We start from the raw sequence: 24,624 nt of genomic DNA, 5'->3' as shown, positions 1-24,624 counted from the left end.
AAACGTCTTTGATATGACGCTGGCGGTGTTTGATCGCGCCGCGTTAATGCTGATTTGCCTGTTTTTTCTGACCCGAACCCGCCTGTTCCGCAGACTGCTGCAAAAAGAGAGCGATGCGCATACGCCGCTCGAGCTGGCCGCGGTGACGGCTATTTTCTCACTTTTCGCCATATTCGGCACACTTTCCGGCATTAACGTTGAAGGGTCATTAATCAACGTTCGCACCATCGCCATTGTCTCCGGCGGGATACTTTTTGGCCCCTGGGTCGGCATTATTACCGGGCTAATTTCCGGCTCCCACCGCTTCCTGATTGATATTCACGGCGTTACGTCAATCCCCTGCCTGATAACCAGCATTATTGCCGGATTTCTTTCAGGTTATATCAATTTAAAAGTAAAAAAACAGCATCATTGGAAAGTGGGTATTGTCGCGGGCATGCTGTGTGAATCGCTGACCATGCTGTTGATTCTGCTGCTCTCTCATCCTTTCTCGCTCGGGCTGGACATTGTGATGAGCATCTCTGCGCCGCTGATCCTCGGGGCTATTTCAATCGGTCCGATTGTGCTGTTGGTGCAAAGCGTCGCCGATGAAAAAGAGGCCATTGCCGCCCGCCAGGCCAGGCTGGCGCTGGATATTGCCAATAAAACGCTACCCTATTTTCGCAATATCAATGCCGAATCGATGGCGACGGTGTGCAATATTATTCGTGAAGATATCAACGCCGATGCCGTAGCAATCACCGACACCAAAAATATTCTCGCCTACGTCGGTACAGGTGCGGATCAGTATAATATCGGCCACGAAATTATCAGCGATAATACCAAAGAGGTGATCACCAGCGGGAGGATCACTATTAAAAACAATGATGAAATGGACAGAACGCCGCAGATCCACTCGCAAATGATCATCCCGCTGTGGGAGCAAGGGGTTATCACCGGATCGTTGAAAATCTATTATTGCCACTCGCACCGAATTACCTATTCGCTCAAAGTGATGGCGGTCGGACTTTCACAAATAATATCGACGCAGATGGAAGTTTCCCGCGCCGAACAGCTGCGAGAAATGGCCAACAAAGCCGAAATGCGCGCCCTGCAAAGCAAGATAAATCCCCATTTTCTGTTTAACGCACTCAATGCCATCTCGTCGTCGATCCGAATTAATCCAGATACCTCGCGCCAGTTGATCATTAACCTGTCGCGCTACCTGCGCTACAATCTTGAGCTTAACGATGAAATGATCGACCTGCGCAAAGAGCTGCATCAGGTTCAGGATTATATCGCGATTGAACAGGCAAGATTCGGCAGCAAGCTGACGGTTATCTACGACATAGACGACGATATTTCGGTGTCTATCCCAAGCCTGCTTATTCAACCGCTGGTAGAAAATGCCATCGTACACGGCATTCAACCGTGCAGGGGCAAAGGCGTGGTGGTGATTGCCGTGAAACATGCCGGAAACAAAATTAAAGTGTCGGTAAAAGATACCGGCCAAGGTATTCTGCAGTCGATTATTGAGCGGGTCGCAAATAACGAAATGCCCGGCAATAAAATTGGTCTGCTCAACGTACATCATCGCGTCAGCCTGCTTTACGGGCAGGGGTTACAGATCCGCCGGCTTGAACCGGGCACAGAGATCTCATTTTTGATTGACAGGGAAAAGAAACGCGCTTGAAAGCCATAATTGTCGAGGATGAATTTCTGGCTCGGGAAGAGCTAAGTTACCTGGTGGGCGCGCACAGCACCATCGACGTCGTCGGCAAATTTGATGACGGTCTTGAGGTGCTTAAGTATTTGCAAACGCATCAGGTCGACGCCATTTTTCTGGATATCAATATTCCCTCCCTCGACGGCGTGTTGCTGGCGCAAAACATCAGTAAATTCGCCCACCGACCTTACATCATTTTCATTACCGCTTATAAAGAACACGCCGCAGAAGCCTTTGAAATAGAAGCCTTTGACTACATCCTGAAGCCTTATCACGAGTCGCGAATTGTCACCATGCTGCAAAAGCTGGAGGCACATTTTAAGCGTGACCACCAAGTAGATGCACCGGCGAACACCGGCAACCCTCGCGTGAGCCACAGCATCAATTTGATTAAAGATGAGCGCATAATCGTGACGGATATCAATGATATCTATTACGCGGCGGCGCAGGAAAAAGTGACGCAAGTTTATACCCGACGTGAAGAATTCACGATGCCGATGAACATTTCAGAACTGTGTCATCGACTGCCGGAAGAGCATTTCTTCCGCTGCCACCGTTCTTACTGTGTGAATTTGTCGAAGATCCGCGAAATCGTACCTTGGTTTAACAACACCTATATCTTACGTTTAAGCGATCTTGATTTTGAAGTGCCTGTGAGCCGCAGCAAGGTCAAAGCCTTCCGTCAGCTGATGGGGCTGTAATCCGCTGCCTTCGCCCCCAAAAGAGGGTGTGAAGGCAGAGGTTTTAGACGGTCATCGATTAAATTTTCATACCGATTGACTGACGCAGGTAAGCACCCGCGCCGAGCAGACCTGGATTATCGTGGGTTATCAGATAAACCGGGATGTCGTGCAAATAATCTTTGAAACGGCCTTTATCTTCAAATGCCGCACGGAAACCCGAGGCCTTAAAGAACTCAAGGAAACGAGGCACGATACCGCCTGCAATATAAACGCCGCCAAAAGTTCCCAGGGTCAACGCCAGGTTGCCGCCAAAACGTCCCATAATCACGCAGAACAGCGACAGTGCACGGCGGCAGTCAAGATTGTCTTCTAAAGCCAACTTGGTTACGTCTTTGGGGGCGTAGTTTTCTGGCTCGCGATTGTCGGACTTAACGATGGCGCGATAAAGATTCACCAGCCCCGGTCCCGAAAGAATTCGCTCGGCGGACACGTGCCCCATTTCGGTACGCAGCTGCTCGAGAATAATATCTTCTTCTTCACTGTTAGGGGCGAAATCAACGTGACCGCCTTCACCCGGCAGACTCAACCAGCGGCCGTGCGCGTGAATAACGTGGGCAACGCCTAAACCTGTGCCCGCACCGTAAATTACCGCCGGTTTGCCGTCTTGTGGCTTTTTGCCCCCGAACTGCATCAGGTCAGCGTCTTTGAGCATCGGTATCGCCATGGAAACGGCGGTAAAGTCGTTAATAACTTCCAGATGCTGCAGGCCCAGACTTTTTCTCATCTCGGCAATGGAGAATGCCCAGGTATGGTTAGTCATCGCGACCCAGTCACCTACGATTGGGCAGGCGATGGCAATGCAGGCATCTTCAACTTCCTGATGCTGCTGCAACTCCAGATAATGGCGAACGGCCGCTTCAAGACTGTCGTAATCCAGGCCGGAAAACGTCTGGGCCTGAGAAATCTCACCGCTGTCCAGAGCGCAAAGCGCCAGACGGCAGTTAGTGCCTCCGACATCGCCCACCAGAGAGTACTTGGTCATTTTTTTCTCCGCAAAAATTAAATTGCTCGCCCTGCTTTCGGCTCGCATTCAGTGATGGCAGTCAGCCTTTTCCAACATGTCCGATTATGGGCTGGAAAAAGCCCGCCAGCAGGACTATAAGTGCTTACAGATTTGTGAGGGCAAAATAGCGGTAATTACCCTATGCTGCAACGCCGAATTAGCCTATTGGTGATTTAAGCAGCGGCATTGCGCAAAATAAATTGCAATTAAAACAAAATTCAGACGATCCTGTGTACCACGGAAGCCCAGAATAATAAGGGAATTGTTGCATGCTGCATCCCCGTGCAAAAACCATGTTGACCTTCGCCGTGCCCGCGCTGATTATCGGCTGCGGCTCCAGTATCATTTTGGTTGCCGTCATGCGATTTGCCAGCGCGCTGCAACAGCTGCTTTGGCTTCACATTCCGGACGCCTTAAACATTAGCACGCAATCAGCAGGTTGGGTGCTGTTTATGTTAACCCTCACTGGCATTGCGGTTGGCGCGCTTATCCGTTATATGCCTGGGCATGCGGGGCCGGACCCGGCCAGCGACTCGCTCATTAGTATGCCGGTTTCTCCCGTGGCTATTCCGGGATTAATGCTGGCGTTGGTGATTGGCCTGGCCGGCGGCGTGAGTCTTGGACCTGAAAATCCGATCATAGCCATCAATATTGCCGTGGCGGTTACCGCTGGCAGCCTGCTGTTTCCCCGCGTGGCTTCTACCGACTGGATTATTCTCTCGGCAGCAGGCACGTTGGGCGCACTGTTTGGCACGCCGGTTGCGGCAGCGCTTATCTTTTCGCAAACCTTAAATGGTGGAAAAGACGTGCCGCTGTGGGACCGGCTGTTTGCTCCCCTGCTTGCCGCAAGCGCCGGCGCACTGACCAGTAATCTGTTCTTTGAACCCGACTTTTCGTTGAGTCTCACCCCCTACGTTGAAACAAATTTCCTTGATATTATCAGCGGCTCAATCGTTGCGTTAATAGCGATAGCCTTAGGGATGCTGGCGGTGTGGTGCTTCCCGCACGTACATCGCCTTTTTCACGCTATTCCCAATCCGGTTATCATGCTGGGAATTGGCGGCTTTTGCCTCGGATTACTGGCGCTGATTGGCGGGCAAATCACGCTGTTTCGCGGGTTCGATGAGATGAAACTGCTGGCATTGAGCAGCGACAGTCTTTCTTTAGGCCAACTGTTGGCGATCACGCTCAGTAAACTGGCCGCGCTGGTGATTGCGGCCGCCTGCGGCTTTCGCGGTGGGAGAATTTTTCCTGCGGTGTTTGTAGGCGTATCACTCGGCATTATGCTGCACAATCACGTCGACTCAGTACCTGCGGCAATCACGGTTTCTTGTGCAGTCATGGGGTTGGTGTTGGTCGTGACGCGAGACGGCTGGCTGAGTCTATTTATGGCCGTTGCGGTGGTGCCCGACCTTAAACTGCTGCCGATATTGTGTATTGTCATGCTGCCCGCGTGGCTGGTATTGGCCGGAAAACCGCTGATGCTGGTTATCCGTACCGAAAGCCCTTCACAGGACGACGCACCGCGAGAAGATTAATATGGCTGCATCCGCGTCATGGCTTTTAACTGAGCGAATAGGCTGCCGCCGCGTAGGCATGGATGGCGGTGGTATCAAATACTGGCACGCTGGCGTCCTGTGGTCCCACCAGCAGGGTGATTTCGGTACAGCCTAAAATGATGCCCTGCGCGCCCTGCTGCTCCAGCGAACTTATTATGCGGCGATATTCATCGCGCGAAGCATCAACAATTTTCCCCAGGCACAGCTCTTCATAAATAATGCGATGCACGATGGCGCGATCTTCCTCATTGGGTGTCAGCACGTCTATGCCCTGCGCCTGCAATCGGCCGCGATAAAACGCTTGTTCCATCGTAAAACGGGTACCCAACAGGCCGATTCGGCTTAGGTTCTGCTCAATAATCGGCTTCGCGGTGGCGTCGGCAATATGCAGCAGCGGCAGCCCGCCGATACGCTCTATTGCCTCGGCCACTTTATGCATAGTATTGGTGCACACTACAATAATTTCAGCACCGGCCTTGTTTAAAGACCTGGCCGCTTCGCCCAACACTTGCCCCGCCTTTTCCCAGTCGCCCTGCGCTTGCAGTTGCTCAATCTCATAAAAATCAACGCTAAAAAGCACCAGCTTGGCAGAATGAAGCCCGCCAAGCTGCTGTTTGATTTGTTCGTTGATGGTTCGATAGTAAGGCAGAGTAGATTCCCAGCTCATGCCGCCAATCAGGCCCAGGGTTTTCATGTGCTTGTCCTTCGCTACTGCATAAAATTAAGTCGTCGAACAAACATAACCGAGCCTGATGGCACAAACAAGCCAACAGATTTGCCCACTGTGACTGTTTAACGACTGCTGGCCTGTGGCTTCACTGATGCCCGTTTATCTCTGCTTATCCAACGCTGGCGCAGGGTGTCGTAGAGCCAGTTGTAGGCAATGGTGTACGGCAAAAAGAACAGGAAAAAGCCAATTTCGAGCACGAAGGCGTCGATCAGGCTAATCTGAAGCCATCCGGCGGCAATTGGCAGGCCGAAGAGAATAAATCCGCCTTCAAACCCCAGTGCATGGCAAACGCGGATAGGAAAACTGCGCGTTACTCGGCTTACCGGCCAGAAATAATCAAAAACGCTGTTGTAGACCACGTTCCATACCATCGCCGTGGTAGAGAGCAGCAGCGCCAGTACGCCCATGTCGAAAATGGATTTGTTCATTATCCAGGCGGCGGTGGGTGCACAGATAATCAGCGCCAGCGCTTCGAAACCGACAGCGTGAAAAATACGCTCAGAGAGACTTTTGTTGGCCTTCATTGAGGCTTTTACCGATGACATTTTGACCTGCCTATCCTATTCCAATGTTTAACAGTGACCCTTCACGGTCAGATTGGCGTCATTTTCATCTAAAATAGAGATAGAATAAAGATAGTAAGTATCGATAAAATAGATGGGTTGAACTGTCATTTTCTCTTGAGGAAATATGTTATGCGTTATTCTCCGGAAGCACTGCTGGCGTTTGTAGAAACTGCGGCCAGTGGTTCTTTTTCTGCTGCTGCCAGGAAACTGCATAAAAGTCAGTCAAGTATCAGCACCGCCGTGGCAAATCTTGAGGTCGATTTAGGCATTACGCTGTTTAACCGCAAAAGCCGTCAACCCAGCTTAACGCCTCAGGGTCAGCGGGTATTAACCCACGTTCAGGCAATATTGGCGGCCAGTGAAAAACTTGATGAATTGGCCGTCCGTTTATCCACTCAAAGTGAACCCAGACTGACATTTGTCCTTTCTGACACTTATCAGCCTACGCATTACGAAATGCTGCTGGGCCGTTTTGAGCAGCGTTATCCTGATATTGAATTCGAGTGTTTGATTGCCGAAGACCAAGACGTGATAGATCTGCTGCAAACCGGCCGAGCACACATAGGCATGCTTGAGGTTCAGCAGCATTATCCGCCGGATATTGGCTATGCCAGGCTGCCTGACCAAACAGAAATGGCGCTTTTTGTCGCGAAAAAGCATCCGCTAGCCACCCTGAAAACGTTGCAGCACGAGAGTCTCAATACCTACCGGCAGCTCTGCCTGCAAACCTACGGCAGGCAGCAGAAACCTCAGGCACAGGGACAAACCTGGTCGGCACCGAGTTATCTGATGCTGCTTGAAATGGCCGAGCAGGGTTTTGGCTGGTCTCTACTGCCTCGATGGATGGTGGCGCAGTTTGGTCATCATAAATTGGTCGAACTTGAGCTGCGAGGCTGGCCAAAACTGATATCAATTGATGCTGTGTGGTCTAAAAACAATCAACCAGGTCCTGCTGGTCGGTGGTTTATAGATAACCTGCTGGATCCTTTACTCTTACAAGGTCAATAAGCCGGTGTTGATGAGCTAGCGCAGTGTTAAGAGTTTTCCTTTGTTATTAAAAAAGAGTGGCGGGTGTGATCGAGACATCTGAAAATGAGAGTGAAAGCGCATACACTGAAACGCTATTTTACCTCATATTACCCTTGCACAAGGATCCCTATGTCTTATCAAGCCAGCCCCGCTCGTTATGAAAATATGCTTTATCGGCGCCTTGGAAACAGTGGTCTTAAGCTTCCGGCTATTTCATTGGGCCTGTGGCACAATTTTGGTGATGCGACGCGTTTTGAGACGAGTAGAGAGTTGATTCATCACGCTTTTGATCACGGGATCACGCATTTTGATCTAGCGAATAACTATGGGCCACCACCGGGCTCGGCGGAGGAGAATTTTGGCCGCATCCTGCGTGAAGACATATTGGCGTGGCGTGACGAGCTGATTATCTCCTCTAAAGCCGGCTACACCATGTGGGACGGCCCGTACGGCGATTGGGGTTCAAAAAAATATCTGGTGGCAAGTCTGAATCAAAGCCTCAAAAGGCTCGGTCTGGACTACGTTGATATCTTTTATCACCATCGTCCCGACCCGAATACGCCGCTTGAAGAAACCATGTCAGCACTGGATCTTATCGTCCGCCAGGGGAAAGCGCTTTATATCGGCTTATCAAACTACCCTGCCGAACTGGCGCAGCAGGCCTTTGATATACTTAAGCAACTCGGGACACCTTGCCTGATTCATCAACCTAAATACTCGATGTTTGAGCGCTGGGTTGAGGCTGACCTGCTCGATACCCTACAGCAAAACGGCGTAGGTTCTATCGCCTTCTCTCCTCTGGCCGGTGGCGTATTGACCGACCGTTATTTGGCGGGTATTCCTCAAGACTCGCGCGCGGCCAGCAGCAGCACGTTCCTTAATGCCGATCAGATTACCCCTGAAAAGCTGGAAAAAGTGCGCAAGCTCAATGACATCGCGCTGGCTCGTGGACAAAAGCTTTCTCAAATGGCGCTGGCGTGGGTGTTGCGAGGCGATCGCGTGACATCAGTATTGATTGGTGCAAGCAAAACCAGCCAAATTGATGATGCGGTAAACAGTTTGAATAATTTGCAATTAAGTGAGCAAGAAATCAGTGACATTGAAAAAATTCTAATGTAACCGCTTACCCTCAATACAGTAAGTCTGTAAAAAAAGCTTTCCAGGGCTTACTGTAAGTAAATCGTTAAACAGGGTAAATCAATCAAAACAGGATTGCAGGCAATAGATTACCCCCCGTTTACACCTTATAACTGTCATTATTGAAAACGTTAACTAACGAATTAATGCAGCCCCAATTATTTCATTGTTCAGTAAAGCGCTAAACGCCCCCTGCGGCATGAAAGAAGTCGGGCATAAGGTTGAATGGAGAAACACGATGAAAACATTACCCGTTGTAAAAATTGCTTTGGGTGCCCTGTTATTCGGCCTGTTGCCAGCCACAATGCCGGCTCACGCTGACGGCATCAGCATCAGCGTTCCTGGCCTGTCCATCAATATTGGTTCGCGCGATAACCGCGGCTACTACTGGGACGGGTATGACTGGCGCTCTCCATACTGGTGGCAGCACCGTAACGAGTACTATGGTCACCGCAACGACCGTGGCTACTATTGGGACGGTGGCCGCTGGCGCGACGGCGGTTGGTGGAATAATCACCGCAACGACCGTCCGGGCCCTCGTCCAGATTTCCACTGTGGCCCTAACTACGGTCACGGCGGTCCTGGTGGCCCAGGCCCAGATCGCGGTCACGGTGGTGGTGGTGGTGGTTACGGCGGCGGTGGTGGTCAGGGCGGTGGCGGTGGTCACGGCGGTGGCGGTGGTCACGGCGGCGGTGGTGGCCAAGGCGGCCAAGGCGGCGGAGGTGGTCAGTACCGTCCTCCTCAGGGCGGACCTGGCGGCAATAACCACTAATCGCCTTATGACCCTCGCGCACTGCGTAGTGTGAAAGATTACAATAATCCGTAGCCTCTTAAAGGTTACGGATTTTTTATTTATAGAAGGTCGTTTTAGCAAGGGAAAAATTACGCTTGTGTCAATAAATCACTCAAACCTTAGAGTAAAATAGCGTCCTTAGAACCCACTTTTTTCAGTTAATTAACGCCGGTGATCCCTCTAGGTTCTCGCCAGATTGGGAAAAGTTTAGGGAAGCCATCAATGTGCAAAGGGGAACCAGCATCACGATATCCCCATCGTCTGAGCAAGGTCCTTGTACTAAACCTTGTACACTCGGCGTAACAGGGTAAATTATCTTTATCAAGCATTGAGTTTAATGCATTTAAATAGGCAATATCACTCACGCTATTTAACACATATAAAACAGGCATGCTTTGTGAACTATTAATAAAGATTTAAGATAAGACATAGACTCTAAAATTCATCTCATCAATGGATGATAAACAATGCCAATCTCATTTGCTAAGCTAATTGCATGCTTTGCATTTTTTACTCCCATTTTTTTTACGATATTTGCCATATGAAACTTAACAGTACTAACGGTAATTATTAAAATTCTTGCCACTTCAGCATAGGTTTTTCCTGTACTGCTCCAGTAAAGTATTTCAGCCTCACGGGTGGAAAGTATATTTTTTGTTACTTGCCTTTCCTCTTGGTAGCTTTCGAGTAGCATTTCGTGGATGTAAATCAACAGCCCTTGAATTTCATCTCTATACTTAAAGATGACTTTATCTATATAAGGTATTAATAGTTTATCTATATACAATACTAATGTGGCCAAGCAATTTTTATGATCGTGGAGTACAAAAGCATGGCCGCGAATAATATCATAATTTTTTATTGCATCAATAAGCCTTCTAACCGTCCACTGAGAGTTGATTCCCAAGTTTTCATCCCACCCAAAAGACGAGATGCGATTAAGTGCATTGATAATGACAGGATCAATATTTTGATATTTATTAGAAAGATAATTATCAATAATCCCACTTGGGAAGTTACTGATAATTAACATCTCATCCATATCCCTCTTATTCATCACACCATAGACATAACTTATTTCACCATATTTAACCAATCGTCTTTCTAAAGACATCTTGATGTGAGCATTTTTCTCAGAATTTGAATAAAAACATTTACTCATTGATGTCCTAATCCTTTTTAATAGCGAAATTGAGTTCCAACATCTTAAAAGCACTAAAAAAAGGTGTCAATGTGAGGATAACGTTTACCAACAGACCAGCTCCGCTGTTTTTACCATAAAAAGCAGGTTTCATATTCACTTTAATACAAAAAAAGACACTTCACAGTGCCCTCTTTTTTAATTCGTTTAACTCCCAATCTTTATTTCAGCATACCGATCAGCAGATAACCGTTCAGGGCTATGACGATCGCCACGATAACGCGTCCGGCCCACTGCATGGCCTTTGAGTTGACCATATCGCCCATCAGCTCGCGATTGCCGGTAAATGCCAGCAGCGGCAGCAAGGCTAGTGCAATACCAAAGCTCAGCAATACCTGACTCATCACCAGTATTTTTGTGGCGTCCATTCCAAGCAGAATAACGATAAACGATGGCGCCATTGTCACCGCGCGACGTACCCACAGAGGAATATAAAACTTCACAAATCCCTGCATCACCACCTGCCCCGCCAGTGTACCCACCACGGTAGATGAAAGTCCCGCTGCAACCAGGCTCAGTCCAAACGTCGTTGCCGCCGCGTGTCCTAATAAAGGTGTTAGGGTTAGATAGGCGTCTTCAAGCTCGCTAATCCCTTTATGTCCGCTGAAGTGAAACGCCGCCGCCGCCGTTGCCATCATCGCCAAATTAACGAAACCTGCAATGGTCATGGCAATCGCCACGTCGAGCTTGGTCGCAGAATAGCGCTGCTCTTTAGAGGATTTGCTTGAGCGCTGCGTGAGGGAAGAGTGCAGATAAATAACGTGCGGCATAATCGTTGCGCCAAGCACGCCGGCGGCAAGATACACGGCGTTGCTGTCCGGCAGACTCGGGGTCAGCATGCCTTTACCCAGCTCGAGCATTTTGGGTTGAGAGAAAAACAGTTCGACAAGATAGGCCGCCGCCACAAACAACAGCAAACCGCCAATCACCAGTTCCAGTGGTTTTTGACCCCGCTTTTGCAGGCCGAGAATAATAAAGGTCGCAATACCGGTCAGCACCGCCCCTTGCAGCAGGGACACACCCAGAAGTAGTTTAAATCCAATGGCCGCGCCGATAAACTCGGCCAAATCAGTTGCCATTGCAATAATTTCGGCCTGAACCCAATAAGCCCAAACGGCGGGCCGGGGAAAGCGGTCGCGAATGTGTTCGGCCAGATTCTTGCCGGTAGCTATGCCTAATTTGGCAGACATCAGCTGAATCAGCATCGCCATCACGTTTGCCCAAACCACCACCCACAGCAGTTGATAGCCGTACGAGGCTCCTGCCTGAATATTGGTCGCAAAGTTACCCGGATCGATGTAGCCAATGGCGGCAATGAAAGCAGGCCCCATTAAAGAAAGCTTTATCTTCCTGGAAGAACGGCGGGAGGACTCAGCTCGGCTATTCAACATATCAGTTAACCCTTACATTTATTGCGCTTATAGAGATAATAAACAATTGAGAATGATTATCAAGCGCATTTAGATAGACCTTGGTTATTTCTCTGATAGGGAACAAGCAGCTAAGTAAAACAGACAGGTTTCATGCGTTAGAAGCCAAAAGAACCAATGATGACTCGCTTTCCTAATACAGACTTTTTAGAATACTCGGGACGTACTACGGCTTTTAATAAACCTAGCACAATAAATCCAACTATGCGTCGTTTTCTTAACATCTTCACTTTTCGTGTTATGTTGCTGGAAATGTTGCTTTTTATCAGCTTAATTCCTATATTTGCAATAGATATCACATTTTTTATGTACGTGTTACATAAAATGTCCGTCGAAATATTGCCTGCCTCAAATTTGGAGCACACATGTCCCGAATACTGCACTTTGTATTAGCATTAGCCGTTGTCGCAGTACTGGCCTTACTGGTGAGTCGTGATCGTAAAAATATTCGTTTACGTTTCGTTGTTCAGTTATTGGTCATTGAAGTCTTATTAGCCTATTTCTTCCTTAATTCAGAAATTGGATTAGGTTTTGTAAAAGGTTTCTCAGACTTGTTTGAAAAGCTTTTGAAATTCGCAGCAGAAGGGACAGGTTTCGTATTTGGAGGCATGAACGAAAAAGGATTAGCGTTCTTCTTCCTCAATGTACTGTGCCCAATCGTCTTTATCTCTGCACTGATTGGTATTCTGCAGCATGTCCGCATTCTGCCGGTAGTTATCCGCATAATCGGTACTATTTTGTCTAAAATCAATGGTATGGGAAAACTGGAATCCTTTAATGCCGTGAGCTCGCTGATCCTTGGTCAGTCAGAAAACTTTATCGCGTATAAAGATATTCTGGGCAAAATGTCTGAAAAACGCATGTACACCATGGCCGCAACGGCAATGTCGACAGTTTCAATGTCGATTGTCGGTGCTTACATGACCATGTTGGAACCTAAGTTCGTTGTTGCGGCGCTGATCCTGAATATGTTCAGTACCTTCATCGTTCTTTCACTGATCAACCCTTATAAGGTTGAGGGTGAAGAAGACCTGCAAATGACCAATGCACACGCAGGACAGAGCTTCTTTGAAATGCTGGGTGAATATATCCTGGCCGGTTTCAAAGTAGCAATTATCGTTGCAGCCATGCTGATCGGCTTTATTGCGCTGATCTCTTGCCTGAACGCCCTGTTTGATACTGTGTTTGGCATCAGCTTCCAGGGTGTGCTTGGTTATGTCTTCTATCCGTTCGCATGGGTGATGGGTGTTCCAAGCCACGAAGCGCTGCAGGTTGGCAGCATCATGGCCACCAAGCTGGTTTCCAACGAGTTCGTTGCGATGCTTGATTTGCAGAAAGTCGCTCACGATCTGTCACCGCGCGGCGTCGGTATTCTGTCGGTGTTCCTGGTGTCGTTCGCCAACTTCTCGTCGATTGGTATCGTTGCTGGTGCAATCAAGGGCCTGAACGAGCAACAAGGTAACGTGGTCTCTCGCTTCGGCCTGAAACTGCTGTACGGTTCAACGCTGGTGAGCGTGCTGTCTGCGTCTATCGCCGGTCTGGTACTGGCATAACGTTATCGGCAGAAACTGTATGAAAAGGCGCTTCGGCGCCTTTTTTTATGGGCGCAAAATAGCGCTAAGGGAAGTTCTGGAAACTAAAAAGCAGAATATAGAAAAGCAAAAACCCGCCGAAGCGGGTTCTTTAAATTTGGTGGAGATAAGCGGGATCGAACCGCTGACCTCTTGCATGCCATGCAAGCGCTCTCCCAGCTGAGCTATACCCCCACGGGTGTTCCGATTTACTGTCTTCTGCTTACATCTTGGGAAGATGTAAGCGACCAACCTGCTCTGAGAAGAAGATTGGTGGAGATAAGCGGGATCGAACCGCTGACCTCTTGCATGCCATGCAAGCGCTCTCCCAGCTGAGCTATACCCCCGTTCCAGACACATTAAATCTTGTGAACGGGGCGCATAATATGAAACCCCGCCTAGCCTGTCAACGGCTAAATTTGATTATGTAATTAAGCGCTGAAAAAGACGCCAAATACTGGCTGCGAAAGCGATTTTTCACTTACCTTGAACAAAAGATGCGCACACGGCCAACTCTGCCTTATCATTTGAGAGCAAACATTCTCCCGCCACTTAATTGATCCCATTACGCATTTCCCTTACAAACTGTGGCCTCTTTATTAACGAACCGTTAACGAGGTGCTTAAGGCATCTTGTTCTCAGAGAATTCTCATAATAAACTTCAATCGCTTTATAACAATTATCAATCACTATTCGAGCCTACTCATGTCCCTGTATTCACCTAAAGAGATAGCTTCACTCGCCGTTGCGGCCGGTGTGAGCAAAAGTCGTTCGTCCGTAGCCAATTTGCTTATCCTTGGTTTTCTTGCTGGTGCCTTTATCGCTATAGGCTTCCTGCTTGACTTGCATGTTGTAGGGACACTGCCTGCAGCCTGGGGTTCATTTGGCGGCCTGCTGGGCGCGGCAGTCTTCCCGGTTGGTCTGATCCTCACCGTCTTGGCGGGCGGCGAACTGCTGACCGGTAATATGATGACCCTGCCAATGGCCTGGTTTGCACGTCAAATCAGCCTGTTCGCCGTCGTGCGCAACTGGTTCTGGGTGACCGTTGCCAACCTTATCGGCAGCATCGCCGTGGCCTACTTCTTCGGCCATGTTTTGGGTATGACCGAAGGCGTATTTCTGGCAAAAACCGTTGCAACGGCACAGGCTAAGGTCAGCGCTGACTTTATGCATTCGTTCATTTCCGGCGTAGGCTGTAACTGGCTGGTGTGTCTGGCGGTGTGGCTGGCTTTCGCGAGTAAAGAGATGGGTGGCAAAGTTATTGGCATGTGGTTCCCGGTTATGGCGTTCGTCGCCATCGGTTTCCAGCACGTTGTGGCCAACATGTTTATCATTCCGGCCGCCATTTTCGCCGGGGCCCTGAGCTGGTCACAGTACTTCCCTAACTTTGTAGCGGTATTCCTGGGCAATGCGGTGGGCGGTGCTGGATTCGTAGGCCTGATGTACTTTATGGCTTACCGTCCAACGGCGGCATCAGCAGAGTCGACTTCTCAGTCTCGCTAAACACTTTTGAAGATTGATTAAAAAAGGCCAGTGGATCGCTCCACTGGCCTTTTGTCTATCTGGCGTTTAAGGCCAGATTAGGTGTGATAATGAGCAGGACTTAAGCCTGAGCTTCTCGCTCGGCGATGTAAACCAACGCCTTGTCGATGCGAGAAAGTGTGCGGCTCTGACCGATAGCGTGCACGGTAACGTCCATGCCCGGAGACATGCCTGCGCCGGTAACGGCAACGCGCAGTGGCATACCCACTTTGCCCATGCCCACACCTAATTCGTCTGCGGTGCCCTGAATCGCGTTATGCACGTTTTCAGGTGTCCAGGCAGTGATGGCCGCAAGATTGGCACGCACGGCTTCCAGAGGCTGACGTGCAACGGGACGCAAATGTTTTTTAGCTGCGGCTTCGTCAAACTCGCTAAAATCCTGATAGAAGTAGTGGCAAGATTCAGCCATTTCTTTCAAGGTCTTACAGCGCTCACCCAGCAGTTTTACCAGGTCGGCAAGTTCAGGACCGTTGCGGGTCTCGATGCCCTGCTGTTCAATGTGCCACTGCAAATGGGTAGCAACGTACTCCGGCGGCAGGGAGTTAATATAATGATGGTTCAGCCACTGCAGCTTTTCAGTGTTGAAGGCGCTGGCAGACTTGCTGACGTTGTCGAGGCTGAACATCGCCTTCATTTCGTCAACGCTGAAGATTTCCTGATCGCCGTGTGACCATCCCAAACGCACCAGGTAGTTCAGCAGCGCTTCAGGCAGATAGCCGTCGTCGCGATACTGCATAACACCCACTGCGCCGTGACGCTTGGACAGCTTTTTACCGTCATCACCCAAAATCATCGAGACGTGTGCGTAAATTGGCACCGGCGCGCCCAGCGCTTTGAGGATGTTAATCTGACGCGGCGTGTTGTTGATGTGGTCTTCACCACGAATAACGTGGGTGATTTCCATATCCCAGTCATCGATAACGACGCAGAAGTTATACGTTGGGGCACCATCAGTACGGCGAATAATCAGATCGTCTAGCTCAAGGTTGCTGAATTCGATCGGGCCACGGATTTGGTCGTCGAAAATAACAGAACCTTCCTGCGGGTTGCGAAAACGCACTACGCATGGCTCATCGTCGGCATGATGCTCATGGCTATCGCGGCAGCGACCGTCGTAGCGAGGCTTTTCATTATTCGCCATTTGCTCTTCACGCAGCGCTTCGAGACGCTCTTTAGAGCAGTAACACTTATAGGCCGTGCCATTTTCCAGCATCTGATCGATAACGGCGTTATAACGGTCAAAGCGTTTGGTCTGGAAGTACGGACCTTCATCCCAATCAAGATTCAGCCAGTTCATGCCATCCATAATCGCATCGATTGCCGCCTGAGTGGAGCGCTCCAGATCGGTATCTTCTATACGTAACACAAACTCTCCGCCCAGATTGCGCGCATAAAGCCAGGAGTAAAGTGCTGTACGAGCGCCGCCAACGTGCAAATAGCCGGTTGGACTGGGAGCAAAACGGGTTTTGATTTTCATCGGGAAAGCAGCCTTAACTATGTTTCAAATAGATGTCGCGTTAAAACGTGACACTCATAATACGATACTTAACGTAAATAGAAGTGCGGCAAGGCCGCTGCATCTTCATATACGAAGGGTATAAAGTGGGCTCATTCTACCACCCTGCACTGGATCCTCAACGTTGATAGGTGGAAAGATAGCAATATCCTTCCACATTCGTTGGGGATAGCGCGAATTGAATGCAACCGGCAGCGGGTTAATTTCTGTGATAAACGGCTTTTTCAGGTCGTTGATGCATAAAGAATAGACCGGATTGCATAATTTTTTGGCGTCTTGTCTAGTTTTACGCCGAACAGTCATTTTTGTTTTTAAAAACCGTTGACTCAATTCGAACTATCCCTATAATGCGACTCCATCACGACGGGGCGATTAGCTCAGTTGGTAGAGCATCTCCTTTACACGGAGGGGGTCGGCGGTTCGAACCCGTCATCGCCCACCACTCATTACGAGTGACCGCGTTGTGATAAGCCATCTTATGATGGGCGATTAGCTCAGTTGGTAGAGCATCTCCTTTACACGGAGGGGGTCGGCGGTTCGAACCCGTCATCGCCCACCACTCTTATGAGTGATGGTGCAGTAAGAAGAAATGAGAAATGGGCGATTAGCTCAGTTGGTAGAGCATCTCCTTTACACGGAGGGGGTCGGCGGTTCGAACCCGTCATCGCCCACCATTTCTCGGTAATCTTCTTACGAAACAGTTTTCAGAAGTGGGCGATTAGCTCAGTTGGTAGAGCATCTCCTTTACACGGAGGGGGTCGGCGGTTCGAACCCGTCATCGCCCACCACTTCTGATAAGCAGTTAAGCAGTAAAAGCCACTAAACAGTGGGCCGTTAGCTCAGTTGGTAGAGCAGTTGACTTTTAATCAATTGGTCGCAGGTTCGAATCCCGCACGGCCCACCACTTAGTAAGAAAAAAGCGCCTAACGGGCGTTTTTTGCGTTTCAGCGATACTGAAAATTTTGCTCGCTCAAAACCCACAAATTCCGCTAGCCGCGTGGGTGAGAAGCTGCGTTCAGGTTCGAGCCGAGCGAAGCGAGACGACAACGCACTCGCGTTGCCCGAAGGGTGAGGCCAAAGGCCGAATCAATCCCGCACGGCCCACCATTTAGTAAGAAAAAAGCGCCTAACGGGCGTTTTTTGCGTTTCAGCGATACTGAAAATTTTGCTCGCTCAAAACCCACAAATTCCGCTAGCCGCGTGGGTGAGAAGCTGCGTTCAGGTTCGAGCCGAGCGAAGCGAGACGACAACGCACTCGCGTTGCCCGAAGGGTGAGGCCAAAGGCCGAATCAATCCCGCACGGCCCACCACTTAGTAAGAAAAAAGCGCCTAACGGGCGTTTTTTGCGTTTCAGCGACACTGAAAATTTTGCTCGCTCAAAACCCACAAATTCCGCTAGCCGCGTGGGTGAGAAGCTGCGTTCAGGTTCGAGCCGAGCGAAGCGAGACGACAACGCACTCGCGTTGCCCGAAGGGTGAGAAAATATTTCGTGCTCAGCCGCAGAATATAACGCCGGATTTTATGCCAAACACCGCCCTCTTAACTCTCCCTGCCCTGACCCAAAGTCTCATAAACACTGGGCTGCTTATTAACCAAAAAGTCCCCTTTCCATAAGTAAATCCTTTCAACAAAAACGGCTTTTCGTGACCCACCATACATTTGGCTTATATTTCACCAAATAGCTCAATTTACCACCACTAAACCGCTTTACTAAACCGGTTTACTTTGATATCAACCTGTAATGAGCCGTAAAGATGCATGTGGATCTCTTCTCGGATCCGGGCGAAAACCACGTAATCGAACATTTCTATTTTCAATCCCTGAGGTGAAATAAACACCTCGTTCAGGAGAAAGCAGTATGAGCAAACGCGTATTGTTGTTAGGTGAAAGCTGGGTAAGTTCGGCCACCCATTACAAAGGATTTGATCAGTTTGGCAGTGTGACTTTTCATCTCGGCGCTGAACCGTTAGTAAAAGCGCTGGAAAATACTGAATTTGAACTGACTTATATGCCGGCTCACGAGGTGGTCGAAAAGCTGCCGTTTGATATGGAAGGCCTCAAAGCCTACGACGCAATTATTTTATCCGATATCGGCGCCAACTCTCTGCTGCTGCCCCCTGCGGTTTGGATGCACAGCAAACCGATGCCCAATCGCCTGAAGCTTTTGCGCCAATGGACCGCAGAGGGCGGCGGCCTGATGATGATTGGCGGTTATTTCTCTTTCCAGGGAATCGACGGCAAAGCGCGCTGGCGCAATACGCCGGTTGAAGATGCACTGCCGGTCACCTGCCTGCCGTATGACGACCGCCTTGAGATCCCTGAAGGATTTTCGGCAAAAATCACCGCCCCGCAGGATCACCCTATTCTCAACGGCATTACCGGCCAGTGGCCATTGCTGCTCGGCGCAAACGAAGTATTGCTAAAAGAAGGCGCTGAAGTGCTTGCCACACTGCCTGACGACGAAGGCGGTCACCCGCTGCTGGTGAGCGGCACCTATGGCGAAGGCCGTTCGTTAGTTTGGACTTCCGATATTGGCCCACACTGGGTACCCGGAGAGTTCATTCAATGGCCCGGCTACGACCAGCTGTGGAAAAACTGCCTGAGCTGGCTCACCCGGCTTGAAGACGCCTGATAACTGAGGGGATTGCGCATGAGTCAGCCCTACGTTCAGGCCAAACATATCACCAAACGCTTTGGCGCCCTGACTGCACTTAACGATATTAATATTGATATCTATGCCGGGGAAGTGTTGGCGTTGCTCGGCGATAACGGTGCCGGAAAGTCTACTTTCACCAAAGTGCTGGCCGGTGCCTACCCAGCGACGGAAGGCCAACTGCTGGTTGCGGGGAAACCCGCAGTATTTTCCTCACCGAAAGAGGCGGCAGACAGCGGTATTGCGACAATTTTTCAAGAGCTTGCACTGTCTGAAAATCTGTCGATAGCCGAAAATGTGTTTCTTGGCCGTGAGCTTAAACGCCACTTTTTGGGCATTCCTTTTTTACGCCAACAGGCAATGCAGACCCGCGTTGCAGAGTTGCTGCTCGAACTTGAAGCCCATATCACCGATCCTCAGGCGCCGGTGGGCAGCCTTTCTGGCGGTCAACGTCAGGCGGTCGCGATTTGCCGCGCGCTGAACCTCAATGCTCGCCTGGTGATTATGGATGAGCCAACGGCAGCGCTCGCGGTGGCAGAAACGCGCAAGGTATTGTCTCTGACCCGCAAGCTGGCAGAGCGAGGCTGCGCCGTCGTATTGATAAGTCACAATATTTCTGACGTCTTCGACGTTGCCGACCGCATGGTGGTATTCCGCCGCGGCCGAAAAATCGCCGAACGACGTCGTTTGGACACCACTCCCGAAGAAATTGTTTCGTTAATCACGGGCGCTCATCCCGACGCGCGGGCGTTCGATGCTGTCACTGTTTAGCCGCGTTTATCCCTTTACCGATGGTGGAACCGTTATGTTAAAGACTTCACTGATAGCAAAGACGCTCACAGCAACGTTAGTCGCTTCGGCGCTGATGGCAACGAGTGCCGCAGGTGCCTGGGCTGCTGACCAACCCAAAGTGGCGTTTGTGCCCCAGATAGTCGGTATTCCTTACTTCAAGGCAATGCAGGACGGCGGAGAACGCGCGGCCAAACAGTTTGGCGTGGATTTTATCTATTCCGGCCCGGTTGATACCAACCCGATGGACCAGTTACAAATTGTTCAAAATCTGATTGCTCAGGGCGTTAACGCAATTTCCGTCAGTGTGCTCGACGCGTCAAGCATTGCGCCGGTAGTGGCTCAGGCCAAAGCTAAAAATATCAAACTGTTCACCAGTGACAGCGATGCCCCAGACAGTGGCCGAGCGGTGTATGTCGCCCAGGCTACGGACGAGGGACTCGGCGACACCATTATCGATCAAATGGTCGACCGCGTCGGTGACCACGCCACCATTGGCATTGTTTCAGGTGAAGCAACCGCCTCTAACCTCAATGCCTGGATAAGCTTTATGCAAAAACGGGTGAAAGAAAAATATCCAAATGTCACTCTGTTGAAACCGCAGTTCGCCGGCGGCACTGCCAGTCGTGCTGCACAAATATCCACAGACCTGATGTCCTCACATCCGGATCTTAAAGGCATTATTGCCGTCGCTTCAACCACCTGTCCGGGCGTGGCGCAGGCCATCGAAACGGCTGACAAAATTGGCAAAGTGATAGGCGCCGGATATTGCAGTCCAAACACCGCACGTTCGTATCTTAAGAGCGGATCCTTTGGCTACTCCGTGCTGTGGGATCCAGAAAAACTCGGTTATTTAACCGTTTGGGCCGGAAAACAGCTTATCGACGGTAAAAGTTTCAGCGCCGAAAACCACGTTCCTGGACTGGATCAGTCGGTTAAATATGACGCCAAAACCGGCGTGCTGCTGCTGGGTTCCCCGGCGGTCTTTACCGCGAAAAACGTCGATCAGTTCCATTTCTGATCCCCGTTTAACGCTGAATAATTCAATTTTATTCAACGGAGAGCACAACGCTGTGGCAAACCCATTGAGCCTTAAATCGATAATTTCGTTATCCGGGCGCGAGATAACGCTGGCCGCAGTGTGCATTCTGGCCATGGTCATTTTCACACTGGCCTCGCCCTATTTCGCCACGGTGGATAATTTAACCACCGTGATGCGAAACAGCGTAGAGCTGCTGTTGATAGGCCTTGGAATGACGCTGCTGCTGGCCATGGGCGGCGTCGATGTTTCAGTCGGCGTGGTCATGGGTCTGGCGGCCATTGGCGTCGGACAACTGCTAAATACTCCGCTTAACCCAACGCTGACGGCGCTGGCGGGTCCGGTTATCGGCATTATTGCCGGATTGATTACCGCCTGTGTGGTGGTACTGGGCAGGATCCCGCCGATTGTCGGCACGCTTGGCTTATATGGCGTCTACCGCACGGCGGTGTTTGCCCTGCTGGGCGGCCAGTGGCTTTCAGGCCTGCCCTCAACGCTGACCCACCAGCTGGGTAAACACCTGCTGGGGCTGCCGGTAACCGCGTGGGTCATTATTCTAGCCTATCTGCTGGTGTGGATTGCACTGCGCCGCACGCCGTTCGGCCCGCATCTTTTGGCGATTGGCCACTCGCCCGACAAGGCACGATTGTCCGGTATCGCCGTCGTTCGCGTCAGATTTGCCACCTTTATCATCAGCGGGGCGCTGTGCGGTTTAGCCGCCACCTTCTATGTTGCCACCTATCGCAACGTAGAGATGACCATCGGCAGCACGCTGGCGCTGGAGGCCATCGCCGCCGTGGTACTGGGGGGAACCGGCATTATGGGCGGACACTGCAGCCTGCTCGGCACGGTGCTTGGCGTTTTCCTGCTGCGTATTTTGCAAAACGGCCTGTTGCTGATTGGCGTGCCTTCTCTCTGGCAGACGGTGGTGACCGGTGCGCTGCTGCTGTTGGTGTTAATTGCGGAGGTTGCCACGGGACGGCTTAAATATCACTCGTGGTTCAGACGGCCTAAAAGTGTGTCAGGACTTGGGGGGCATTCATCATGAAGTCTGCGGTAAATTTCGGCCTGGCGCGCTGGTGTCAGAAAAATTTGGTGTTGAGCATTCTGGCCGCGCTGTGGCTAGTGCTGGCGCTGGTTATCCTCGTGGCCCAGCCCTCTATTCTCTCCGGCGCGACGTTGAGCAGTATTCTACAGTTCGCCACCCTGCTGGCGCTGGTCTCTCTCGGTCAGGCGCTGGTGGTGCTGTGCGGCGGAGCGGGTATCGATCTTTCCGTCGGCGGCAATGTCTCACTTTCGGCGATCGTCGGCATTATGAGCCTGCAGGCTGGACTTCCTCCCATGCTGCTGCCGGTGGTTTGCCTGCTGTGCGGCGGCTTGCTCGGTGCGCTGAACGGCATTCTGGTCGCCAGGCTGCGCATTTATCCGCTCATCGTCACGCTGGGAACCTTTTATCTGTACTCCGGGTTGGCGCTTTGTTTAACCGACGGTTCGGCGCAGTCAGGCGTGCCCGATTGGGCTTTGCCTTGGGGTCGCGGCATGCTCGGCGATATTCCGCTGCCATTTTTGACCTTAGTTATCCCCGCGTTTGTGATTGTCGCTGTCATTCTTTCATTCACTAGTTGGGGTCGCTGGATTTACGCCATGGGGTTTAATGAAAACTCTGCGCGACTGGTTGGAATTCCGGTGGATAAAGTACGCATCCTGCTTTACAGCCTGTGCGGCCTGCTGGCCGGTGCTGCCGGGTTTGTTTCCCTCTCATGGCTCGGCAGCGGCAGGCCCGATGCCGGCGTCAATCTTGAACTTGAATCCCTGACCGCCGCACTGCTGGGCGGCATGGCAATCTTTGGTGGCAAAGGTGGCGTCAGCGGTGTTTTCGCCGCTGTGCTGCTGCTGGTCGCCTTGAAAACCAGCATGTTGCAGTTTGGAATCAACAGCGTATGGCAGGTTGGCGTAGTTGGCCTGTTACTGATTGCCGTACTGCTGGCCGATCGTCTTTCATCCCGCGTATCGCAAACTAACGGAGCCCGATAATGCGCCTTTCAGAGAAAATTTCTGCTCATATTGAAGCGAATCAACAGCGCATCGTCGATACGCTGTGCGACATTTTGTCTTTCCCGTCGATTGTGCTGGTGGACCCTACTCAGGCAGGGCCTGGAGAGCGTGACTGCCAGCTCTATTTGCAAAAACGCCTTGAAAAACTGGGCATGACCACTGACCTGTGGGATCCGGATGGTCCGGCGCTGTATGAAAAATACAAAGGCAGGCCGGGCGCTAACAAAGGCAGAACCTTTGAAGGCAGGCCGAATCTGGGTGGCACCTTAAAAGGCACCGGCGGCGGTAAGTCAATCATGCTGACGGGGCATATCGATGTCGTTCCGCCCGGTGCACGTGCACATTGGAACACCGATCCCTTCTTGCCACAGGTGATTGATCAACAAGTCTTTGGCCGAGGCGCGGTTGACATGAAAGGCGGCGTCGCCTGCATGCTGATGGCAGTAGAGTTTTTGCAAGAACTGGGCATCGAACATGCCGGAGACATCGTGTTTACCACCGTTGTTGACGAAGAAATTGGTGGCATGGGATCGCTGGCGATGGTTGACCGTGGATTTAAGGCCGATGCCGGTATCATGACCGAACCGAGTGCTAATCGGATTGCCCCTCTTTGCCACGGAATATTGTGGGGCAAAATTCTGGTCAACGGCGTGGGAGGCCATGCGGAACTGATGCCTAACTCATGGGACAGTACCGGGCCGGTGGATGCGGTACAGCTTTGCCGCCAGATTATGGACGGCATAGATATCATCAACCGCCGCTGGCAGTTTGATCCGAAGAAAAATCATCCCCTGATGGAGCTGCCGAACCAGATTTTGGTCACGCAGTTGAAAGTGGGAGAACATCCGTCATCGACGGCGGGCTATGGCGAAATCATCATTGATGTGCAGTATCTGCCGTCTGAAAAAGACTCGTTTGGACTTGGTGGACATGTGAAGCGTGAGGTAGAAGAGCACCTGGCGAACATCTGCCTTGCCGATCCTTACCTTCGCCAGCATCCGGCCAAAATGGAGTGGATCCTCGACGCGGACTGTGCAGAAATCCCTGCCGATCATCCGTTTGTGCAAACTTTCCAGCAGGCCGTGATTGAGGCCGATCTGTCTCCGGCATTGTCTGGTTTTGGTGCGCACAGCGATATTGGTTTACCCACCGGTTTAGGCAACACGCCGACGGTAAACTTTGGTCCCGGCGATCCGGCGCAGTCGCACCAGCCGAACGAGCGTGTGCCGGTCATTGATCTGGTGAACTGCACTAAGGCCATCGCCATCGCCATCGAGAAGTGGTGTAAATAGTTGGCTTAAAACGGAGGGGTGATGTCATTTAAGATGTGAGGATAAAGGTAAGTGCAGATACGGGCATGGTTGCAATCTATGACGATCCTTTAGTCGGCCGTGGCTATGACCCGATTCTGCTGGCACGCAATGCGTCTCAACTGCCCGCTAAAAACGTTACAGATATCATTTGAGACTTAAAAAGGGCTGACACTGCTTTACTCTGCGGGCTTTACTATACAGTCTGACGATTGAACCTTGAGGCAAAAGGATATGAAACCGAGACTCAGCT

The 24,624-nt window shown here is 50.8% G+C and carries 20 protein-coding genes, 7 tRNA genes and 3 other RNA genes; 22 read left to right on the top strand and 8 right to left on the bottom strand.

Features of this window, described 5'->3' with window-relative positions; translation table 11 throughout:
* The first annotated feature begins 13 nt into the window (after positions 1-13).
* On the top strand, positions 14-1,672 hold the full coding sequence (locus tag GA565_RS07460) for a LytS/YhcK type 5TM receptor domain-containing protein (RefSeq protein ID WP_370518093.1): 1,659 nt from the start codon (positions 14-16) through the stop codon (positions 1,670-1,672).
* Entirely contained in the window at positions 1,669-2,406 is a 738-nt protein-coding gene (locus GA565_RS07455) for a LytTR family DNA-binding domain-containing protein (protein ID WP_152197949.1), read from the top strand. The genes GA565_RS07460 and GA565_RS07455 overlap by 4 nt, the downstream gene beginning before the upstream one ends.
* A 58-nt stretch (positions 2,407-2,464) precedes the next feature.
* On the opposite strand, the gene glk is transcribed toward GA565_RS07455, so the two are convergent.
* On the bottom strand, positions 2,465-3,430 hold the full coding sequence (gene glk, locus GA565_RS07450) for a glucokinase (RefSeq protein ID WP_152197948.1): 966 nt from the start codon (positions 3,428-3,430) through the stop codon (positions 2,465-2,467).
* 290 nt (positions 3,431-3,720) lie between these two features.
* Here glk and GA565_RS07445 point away from each other — a divergent pair, with 290 nt between their 5' ends.
* On the top strand, positions 3,721-4,989 hold the full coding sequence (locus GA565_RS07445; protein WP_152197947.1) for an ion channel protein: 1,269 nt from the start codon (positions 3,721-3,723) through the stop codon (positions 4,987-4,989).
* 25 nt (positions 4,990-5,014) lie between these two features.
* Here the strand turns inward: GA565_RS07445 and GA565_RS07440 are convergent, their stop codons facing one another.
* Both GA565_RS07440 and GA565_RS07435 read right to left on the bottom strand, forming a co-directional pair.
* Positions 5,015-5,704 carry an aspartate/glutamate racemase family protein gene (locus GA565_RS07440; RefSeq protein WP_152197946.1) on the bottom strand — a complete coding sequence of 230 codons (690 nt, stop codon included), beginning with the start codon at positions 5,702-5,704 and terminating at the stop codon, positions 5,015-5,017.
* 98 nt (positions 5,705-5,802) lie between these two features.
* Positions 5,803-6,285: a multidrug/biocide efflux PACE transporter gene (locus GA565_RS07435; RefSeq protein WP_082457406.1), complete on the bottom strand. Its 483-nt coding sequence runs from the start codon at positions 6,283-6,285 to the stop codon at positions 5,803-5,805.
* 150 nt (positions 6,286-6,435) lie between these two features.
* Here GA565_RS07435 and GA565_RS07430 point away from each other — a divergent pair, with 150 nt between their 5' ends.
* The 3 genes from GA565_RS07430 to GA565_RS07420 all read left to right on the top strand — a co-directional run bounded on the left by GA565_RS07430 (position 6,436) and on the right by GA565_RS07420 (position 9,244).
* On the top strand, positions 6,436-7,314 hold the full coding sequence (locus GA565_RS07430) for a LysR family transcriptional regulator (RefSeq protein ID WP_152197945.1): 879 nt from the start codon (positions 6,436-6,438) through the stop codon (positions 7,312-7,314).
* A gap of 150 nt (positions 7,315-7,464) precedes the next feature.
* Positions 7,465-8,454, top strand: coding sequence for an L-glyceraldehyde 3-phosphate reductase (gene mgrA, locus GA565_RS07425; protein ID WP_152197944.1), 990 nt, complete (start codon positions 7,465-7,467; stop codon positions 8,452-8,454).
* A gap of 256 nt (positions 8,455-8,710) precedes the next feature.
* Entirely contained in the window at positions 8,711-9,244 is a 534-nt protein-coding gene (locus GA565_RS07420; RefSeq protein ID WP_152197943.1) for a DUF2502 domain-containing protein, read from the top strand.
* A 463-nt stretch (positions 9,245-9,707) separates the two neighbouring features.
* Here the strand turns inward: GA565_RS07420 and GA565_RS07415 are convergent, their stop codons facing one another.
* The gene (locus GA565_RS07415; protein WP_152197942.1) at positions 9,708-10,427 is read right to left on the bottom strand and encodes a LuxR family transcriptional regulator; all 720 of its coding nucleotides are present in this window, start codon (positions 10,425-10,427) and stop codon (positions 9,708-9,710) included.
* Between the two features lie 200 nt (positions 10,428-10,627).
* Complete coding sequence (locus GA565_RS07410; RefSeq protein ID WP_152197941.1) at positions 10,628-11,857, bottom strand: Nramp family divalent metal transporter; 1,230 nt, start codon at positions 11,855-11,857, stop codon at positions 10,628-10,630.
* Between the two features lie 404 nt (positions 11,858-12,261).
* Between GA565_RS07410 and GA565_RS07405 the strand changes: the two genes are divergently transcribed.
* Positions 12,262-13,449, top strand: coding sequence for a NupC/NupG family nucleoside CNT transporter (locus GA565_RS07405; protein WP_152197940.1), 1,188 nt, complete (start codon positions 12,262-12,264; stop codon positions 13,447-13,449).
* A 137-nt stretch (positions 13,450-13,586) separates the two neighbouring features.
* Here GA565_RS07405 and GA565_RS07400 read toward each other — a convergent pair.
* Positions 13,587-13,662 (bottom strand) — tRNA-Ala (locus GA565_RS07400).
* 76 nt (positions 13,663-13,738) lie between these two features.
* Positions 13,739-13,814: transfer RNA gene (locus GA565_RS07395), tRNA-Ala, on the bottom strand.
* Positions 13,815-14,172: 358 nt separating this feature from the next.
* Between GA565_RS07395 and GA565_RS07390 the strand changes: the two genes are divergently transcribed.
* On the top strand, positions 14,173-14,970 hold the full coding sequence (locus GA565_RS07390; protein ID WP_152197939.1) for a formate/nitrite transporter family protein: 798 nt from the start codon (positions 14,173-14,175) through the stop codon (positions 14,968-14,970).
* A gap of 100 nt (positions 14,971-15,070) precedes the next feature.
* Here GA565_RS07390 and gltX read toward each other — a convergent pair whose 3' ends face one another.
* Positions 15,071-16,486 carry a glutamate--tRNA ligase gene (gltX, locus tag GA565_RS07385; RefSeq protein ID WP_152197938.1) on the bottom strand — a complete coding sequence of 472 codons (1,416 nt, stop codon included), beginning with the start codon at positions 16,484-16,486 and terminating at the stop codon, positions 15,071-15,073.
* Between the two features lie 405 nt (positions 16,487-16,891).
* On the opposite strand from gltX, the gene GA565_RS07380 reads away from it, so the two are divergent.
* The 14 genes from GA565_RS07380 (at position 16,892) to GA565_RS07315 (ending at position 24,353) form a co-directional block, all read left to right on the top strand.
* Positions 16,892-16,967, top strand: a tRNA-Val gene (locus tag GA565_RS07380).
* A gap of 41 nt (positions 16,968-17,008) precedes the next feature.
* Positions 17,009-17,084, top strand: a tRNA-Val gene (locus GA565_RS07375).
* 39 nt (positions 17,085-17,123) lie between these two features.
* Positions 17,124-17,199: transfer RNA gene (locus GA565_RS07370), tRNA-Val, on the top strand.
* Between the two features lie 38 nt (positions 17,200-17,237).
* A tRNA-Val gene (locus tag GA565_RS07365) sits at positions 17,238-17,313 on the top strand.
* A gap of 40 nt (positions 17,314-17,353) precedes the next feature.
* Positions 17,354-17,429, top strand: a tRNA-Lys gene (locus GA565_RS07360).
* Between the two features lie 77 nt (positions 17,430-17,506).
* Positions 17,507-17,632, top strand: a non-coding RNA gene (locus GA565_RS07355) — RtT sRNA.
* Between the two features lie 77 nt (positions 17,633-17,709).
* Positions 17,710-17,835, top strand: a non-coding RNA gene (locus GA565_RS07350) — RtT sRNA.
* A gap of 77 nt (positions 17,836-17,912) precedes the next feature.
* A non-coding RNA gene (locus GA565_RS07345) (RtT sRNA) lies at positions 17,913-18,027 on the top strand.
* 356 nt (positions 18,028-18,383) lie between these two features.
* Positions 18,384-19,157, top strand: a complete 774-nt coding sequence (locus GA565_RS07340) for a glutamine amidotransferase (protein WP_055773811.1) — start codon at positions 18,384-18,386, stop codon at positions 19,155-19,157.
* 18 nt (positions 19,158-19,175) lie between these two features.
* The gene (locus tag GA565_RS07335) at positions 19,176-19,949 is read left to right on the top strand and encodes an ATP-binding cassette domain-containing protein (RefSeq protein ID WP_152197937.1); all 774 of its coding nucleotides are present in this window, start codon (positions 19,176-19,178) and stop codon (positions 19,947-19,949) included.
* A 34-nt stretch (positions 19,950-19,983) separates the two neighbouring features.
* On the top strand, positions 19,984-20,988 hold the full coding sequence (locus GA565_RS07330) for an autoinducer 2 ABC transporter substrate-binding protein (RefSeq protein ID WP_152197936.1): 1,005 nt from the start codon (positions 19,984-19,986) through the stop codon (positions 20,986-20,988).
* Between the two features lie 52 nt (positions 20,989-21,040).
* A complete protein-coding gene (locus GA565_RS07325; protein ID WP_226950923.1) occupies positions 21,041-22,054 on the top strand; it encodes an ABC transporter permease in 1,014 nt (337 codons plus the stop codon).
* Entirely contained in the window at positions 22,051-23,040 is a 990-nt protein-coding gene (locus GA565_RS07320; protein WP_193311882.1) for an ABC transporter permease, read from the top strand. The genes GA565_RS07325 and GA565_RS07320 overlap by 4 nt, the downstream gene beginning before the upstream one ends.
* Entirely contained in the window at positions 23,040-24,353 is a 1,314-nt protein-coding gene (locus GA565_RS07315; protein WP_152197935.1) for a M20 family metallopeptidase, read from the top strand. The genes GA565_RS07320 and GA565_RS07315 overlap by 1 nt, the downstream gene beginning before the upstream one ends.
* The last annotated feature ends 271 nt before the right edge of the window (positions 24,354-24,624 follow it).

The sequence above is a fragment of the Rouxiella sp. S1S-2 genome (genome assembly GCF_009208105.1).
GTDB lineage: Bacteria > Pseudomonadota > Gammaproteobacteria > Enterobacterales > Enterobacteriaceae > Rouxiella.
The sequence above is the reverse complement of the archived record's forward strand: the minus strand, read 5'-3'. Positions and strand labels throughout refer to the sequence as shown.

What these genes read in the sequence shown, in the direction of transcription:
- GA565_RS07460 (WP_370518093.1), top strand. Translation starts at nt 14, where the DNA reads ATGACGCTGGCGGTGTTTGATCGCGCCGCGTTAATGCTGATTTGCCTG.
- glk (WP_152197948.1), bottom strand. Translation starts at nt 3,430, where the DNA reads ATGACCAAGTACTCTCTGGTGGGCGATGTCGGAGGCACTAACTGCCGT.
- GA565_RS07445 (WP_152197947.1), top strand. Translation starts at nt 3,721, where the DNA reads ATGCTGCATCCCCGTGCAAAAACCATGTTGACCTTCGCCGTGCCCGCG.
- GA565_RS07440 (WP_152197946.1), bottom strand. Translation starts at nt 5,704, where the DNA reads ATGAAAACCCTGGGCCTGATTGGCGGCATGAGCTGGGAATCTACTCTG.
- GA565_RS07435 (WP_082457406.1), bottom strand. Translation starts at nt 6,285, where the DNA reads ATGTCATCGGTAAAAGCCTCAATGAAGGCCAACAAAAGTCTCTCTGAG.
- GA565_RS07430 (WP_152197945.1), top strand. Translation starts at nt 6,436, where the DNA reads ATGCGTTATTCTCCGGAAGCACTGCTGGCGTTTGTAGAAACTGCGGCC.
- mgrA (WP_152197944.1), top strand. Translation starts at nt 7,465, where the DNA reads ATGTCTTATCAAGCCAGCCCCGCTCGTTATGAAAATATGCTTTATCGG.
- GA565_RS07420 (WP_152197943.1), top strand. Translation starts at nt 8,711, where the DNA reads ATGAAAACATTACCCGTTGTAAAAATTGCTTTGGGTGCCCTGTTATTC.
- GA565_RS07415 (WP_152197942.1), bottom strand. Translation starts at nt 10,427, where the DNA reads ATGAGTAAATGTTTTTATTCAAATTCTGAGAAAAATGCTCACATCAAG.
- GA565_RS07410 (WP_152197941.1), bottom strand. Translation starts at nt 11,857, where the DNA reads ATGTTGAATAGCCGAGCTGAGTCCTCCCGCCGTTCTTCCAGGAAGATA.
- GA565_RS07405 (WP_152197940.1), top strand. Translation starts at nt 12,262, where the DNA reads ATGTCCCGAATACTGCACTTTGTATTAGCATTAGCCGTTGTCGCAGTA.
- GA565_RS07390 (WP_152197939.1), top strand. Translation starts at nt 14,173, where the DNA reads ATGTCCCTGTATTCACCTAAAGAGATAGCTTCACTCGCCGTTGCGGCC.
- gltX (WP_152197938.1), bottom strand. Translation starts at nt 16,486, where the DNA reads ATGAAAATCAAAACCCGTTTTGCTCCCAGTCCAACCGGCTATTTGCAC.
- GA565_RS07340 (WP_055773811.1), top strand. Translation starts at nt 18,384, where the DNA reads ATGAGCAAACGCGTATTGTTGTTAGGTGAAAGCTGGGTAAGTTCGGCC.
- GA565_RS07335 (WP_152197937.1), top strand. Translation starts at nt 19,176, where the DNA reads ATGAGTCAGCCCTACGTTCAGGCCAAACATATCACCAAACGCTTTGGC.
- GA565_RS07330 (WP_152197936.1), top strand. Translation starts at nt 19,984, where the DNA reads ATGTTAAAGACTTCACTGATAGCAAAGACGCTCACAGCAACGTTAGTC.
- GA565_RS07320 (WP_193311882.1), top strand. Translation starts at nt 22,051, where the DNA reads ATGAAGTCTGCGGTAAATTTCGGCCTGGCGCGCTGGTGTCAGAAAAAT.
- GA565_RS07315 (WP_152197935.1), top strand. Translation starts at nt 23,040, where the DNA reads ATGCGCCTTTCAGAGAAAATTTCTGCTCATATTGAAGCGAATCAACAG.